This is a genomic window from Dehalococcoidia bacterium (assembly GCA_021295915.1).
In the GTDB taxonomy this organism is placed as follows: Bacteria; Chloroflexota; Dehalococcoidia; order Lucifugimonadales; family UBA1123; genus VXRN01.
Map to the genome: position 1 here is coordinate 1 of JAGWBK010000074.1, position 4141 is coordinate 4141.

General features: G+C 61.9%; 3 protein-coding genes and 1 pseudogene. 3 read left to right on the top strand and 1 reads right to left on the bottom strand.

All coding sequences use genetic code 11. From position 1 onward, the window contains the following. Positions 1–281, bottom strand: a 281-nt coding sequence (locus J4G14_14770; GenBank protein ID MCE2459054.1) for a hypothetical protein, incomplete at its 3' end; no start/stop codon positions are given. Between the two features lie 399 nt (positions 282–680). Here J4G14_14770 and J4G14_14775 point away from each other — a divergent pair. The 3 genes and pseudogenes from J4G14_14775 to J4G14_14785 form a co-directional block, all read left to right on the top strand. Next, positions 681–3077, top strand: coding sequence for a response regulator (locus tag J4G14_14775; protein ID MCE2459055.1), 2397 nt, complete (start codon positions 681–683; stop codon positions 3075–3077). 320 nt (positions 3078–3397) lie between these two features. Beyond that, a pseudogene (locus J4G14_14780) lies at positions 3398–3870 on the top strand (ATP-binding protein). A gap of 21 nt (positions 3871–3891) precedes the next feature. Next, the coding region (locus J4G14_14785) for a hypothetical protein (protein MCE2459056.1) at positions 3892–4141 on the top strand (250 nt) is incomplete at its 3' end.

The following is a 4141-nucleotide window of genomic DNA, read 5'->3' on the forward strand; positions in this document are numbered from 1 at the left end:
ATTGCACCTGACCCACCGTCGCTGGACTTACCGAGGTTGCTCACCAGCGCGCTGTCCAAGGCGTGAGCTGGCGTGGCAAGGCCCGGCATCATGGCGGCCAAGGCCGCACCCAGAATCGCTATCGCTACTGCAAGGAGGAAGAGAGGTCTCACTCTCACCGGCGTGGTTCGTCTCACGACGCCCACGCCCTCGGCCACGCGCCGCAGGACTGGAGCGTTCGAAGACCTTCGCGCCGGAACGGCCGAGCTGGAGTTGGACCTGTCGTCTGCCATGCTATCCATCGTCAGCGCTCTCCTCGCCCAGTCAGCTGTGGCGTGTCGTCCTACCGGTGAACGGTCGCCAGGACGGTCTTGGAATCAATCATCGAATATCTCTGAAAGGGAAGAGGAGCCGGACAGTTCTCCACAGTCCCAGTCCGGCTCCGGAAGGATGGGCTGACTCTGTGTGCCCCAGCCAGCTCTGCATCACTCGCTGGGCTCAACTTAATATTGGGGTGATTTTAGTGCAATCATCGGTGACGTTCAGTCACATTACATGTACCGTCGGTAACAATTGACTAACGTACACCGGAAATTTGTAAGATCACCCTGAAACGAGCCCATAGCGATCCGGACTGCCCTGGCCCCATCGAGCCGCCCAGCCATGATTCTGTTGTAAGGAATGAGTCTATCCGGAGGGGATTGAAGAAACCGATGAATGCCGACGATCTCTCGAAAGAGAACGAAGCGCTGCGGGAGCGGCTCTACAGGCTGGGCGAGGCCAGCCTGCGCATCACCGAAGACCTCGACCTCGATACCGTCCTACAGGGGGGGGTGGACGGCGCTCGCTCCCTGACCGGGGCGAGCAGGGGGTGCCTCACAATCGTCGACGAGTCAGGGGAGCTCGAGGCGTTCCTCACCTCCGGCGTCACCGAAGAGGAGTACCGGACGTTCGCCGGTCTGACCGGCGCCATTGAGCTGCTCCACTACCTGTCCGGGATGGCCGAACCACTCAGGGTGGCGGACTTCTCCTCTCACACGGCGTCGGTCGGCCTTGCGGAGGTCGGCCCACCATTGGGGCCTGTGAGGAGCTTCCTTGGCGTGCCCATACGCCACAGGGGAACGCACGTCGGCACTGTCAGCGTGGCGCACAAGGAGGGAGGCCTGGAGTTCACCCAGGAGGACGAGGACACCCTGCGGATGTTCGCCTCGCAGGCTGCCATGGCAATCTCCAACGCCCGCAGACACCAGGATGAGCAACGGGCCAGGGCCGACCTTGAGACTCTGATAAACACCTCGCCGGTGGGAGTCATCGTCTTCGATGCCGCCAAGGGAGTCCCTCTGTCCTCCAACAGGGAGGCGACGAGGCTGGTGGACGACCTGCGCAACCCCGGCCAGTCACCGGAGGAGATGCTGGAGACGATCACCTACCGGCGAGGTGACGGAAGGGAGATATCGCTGCAGGAGTTCGCCCTGGCACAGGCGCTGAGCGTGGCCGAGACGGTGCGGGCAGAGGAGATCGCAGTTAGAGTCCCGGACGGTAGGTCCGTCACCGTCCTGGTCAATGCGACGCCAATCCGTTCGGAGAGGGGAGAGGTCGAGTCGGTGGTGGTTACCATGCAGGATATGTCGGCAATGGAGGAGACGGAGCGACTGCGGGCCGAGTTTCTGGCGATGGTGAGCCATGAGCTGCGTGCCCCGCTCACCTCCATCAAGGGCTCGGCTGCTGCCGTTTTGGGCACTTCGTCCGTTCTCGACACCGCCGAAATGCAGCAGTTCTTCCGGATCGTCGACGACCAGGCCAACCACATGCTCGAACTGATCAGTAATCTGCTCTACGTGGCCCGTATAGAGACGGGCAGACTGTCGGTCACCCCTGAAACCACCGACCCAGCCACACTCGTGGACCGTGCCAGAAACACCTTCCTGAGCGGAGGCGGCAGGGACAGCATCCACATCGACCTGCCTCCGGACCTGCCCAGGGTTATGGCAGACAGGCGACGCATCGTGCAGGTGCTCGGGAATCTGCTTTCCAATGCCGAACGACAGTCGCCTGCCACGACCAGCATCCGTCTGTCGGCAGGACTGGAGGGGGTCCATGTGTGGTTCTCATTGTCCGACGACGGAGTTGGTGTATCTGCTGACCGGTTGCCTCTCATGTTCCGGAAGTTTTCCCGGCTCGACAGCGTGGAGGGAGGAGGAGATGGCACCATTGGCTCTGGCCTGGGTCTCTCCATCTGCAAGGGGATAGTCGAGGCCCACGGCGGTCGTATCTGGGCAGAAAGCGACGGGCCGGGCCTCGGCGCGAAGTTCACTTTCACGCTTCCCATCGTCGAGGACCACGCGACCGTTCCCACCAGTCTCCCCACGCCGTTCGGACGTGTGGAAGGCCAGCAGGCGCTCGTCCTCGCGGTGGACGACGATCCACTGACACTCAGGTACGTGCGGCACGCCCTCTCAGATGCGGGCTATTCCGTGATCGTGACAGCCGACCCGGAGGAGGCGCTGGACCTCATGGAGCAGGAGAGGCCCGACCTTGCACTGGTAGATCTGTTGCTGCCCGGCTCCGATGGGATCGATCTGATGCAGGACATCCTCGACATCGCGGACATTCCGGTGATCCTCCTGTCCGCTTACGGAAGGGACCAGGTGATCGCCAGGGCCTTCGAGATGGGGGCCGATGACTACATCGGCAAACCTTTTTCACCGACCGAGCTCGTGGCGAGAATACGAGCGGCGTTGCGTAAACAGGAGGGCCCGCCGCGGGACGAGCCAGCCGAACCCTATGTACTGGGAGACCTGACCATAGACTATGCCGAAAGGCGCGTGACGGTTGCCGGCTTTCCAGTGCAGTTGACGACCACCGAGTATCGCCTGATCTCAGAGCTTGCGACCAGTGCGGGACGAGTACTGACCCACGATCAGATCCTTCGAAGGGTGTGGGGGCGAACGCGCACCCGCGACGCTCGGGTAATACGCACGCACCTGATGAGGCTGCGACGCAAGCTGGGGGAGGATGCTGCCAGCCCGAAGTACATCTTCGCCGAGCCCCGCGTCGGCTACCGCATGCCGGAGGGGGAGGTTCCGGATCTGACGTGATATGAGATGAACAACGACCATTGCTTCTGCCGGTCTGTCATGGCGATCATCTGAAACCCGGGAGGTGCCGGATTGATCACGAATCAACCCGCCGCCGCTGGTTCTTCCGAGGGAGAATCTGATGGAAGGCGAGCCGCAGAAGCCAGCGGCGGCGGCCACGAGTGAGAGATTGGTGGAGAGAGCGTCGAAGCTGCCGGGCGGCGGGCAAGACTTGGGAGACGCCCGATCACGACAGGACGGCGGTGCAGCTGAGACAGCAGCCCGAGAGACTGGGAGCGGGTGACTTCGTCGATCATGGCGTCAACGTGGTGGCGTTCGGGATGCCGGGAACGGGCAAGACCCACGCGATGTGTGCCATAGGACACAGGCTGGTCGAGTCCAGTCGCTCGGTGCTGTTCATCCCAGCATACCGCCTGGTGCAGAGCCTGCCCCGGCGGAGGCCGGGGACATGCTTGCTGCCAAGAGGGACCTGGAGCTACCCAGGATGCTCAGAAAGCTGGACAACTTCGACCTGCTGGTGATCGACGACCTCGGCTACCTACCGCAGGGAGCTGAGGAGTCCGAGGTGCTGTTCACGCTGATAGCCGAACGCTACGAGCGAAGGTCTCTGGGGATCACCTCGAACCTGGTGTTCAGCGAGTGGGAGAAGGTGTTCGCAAACCCTATGGCGACTGCGGCGGCAATAGACAGGATCGTTCACCACTCGGTGATCCTGGAGTTTGACCTACCAAGCTATAGGACAAATGCGGCTCAGAATCAACTGACAAAGGAGGAATCAGACCGGCAAGAATGAATGTCGCACCGGTCAAAATGGTTGACGTGCATCACCTGCCATCCGGTCGTGACCGGCATTCATCGTCACACCCGCGAGCTGCTGCGACAGTACCACGATCAGGGCCTCATCACCCAGCACATAGCGGCTCGCGAGCCGAGAGAGATCTGGCTGGAGATGTCGGAAGCGGAGCAGGAACTCTACTCGGAGGTTGAGACCTACATCAGCCGCTACTACAACCAGTACGAGGAGGAGAGGGCCGGCCTCGGGTTCGTGATGACGATCTACCGCA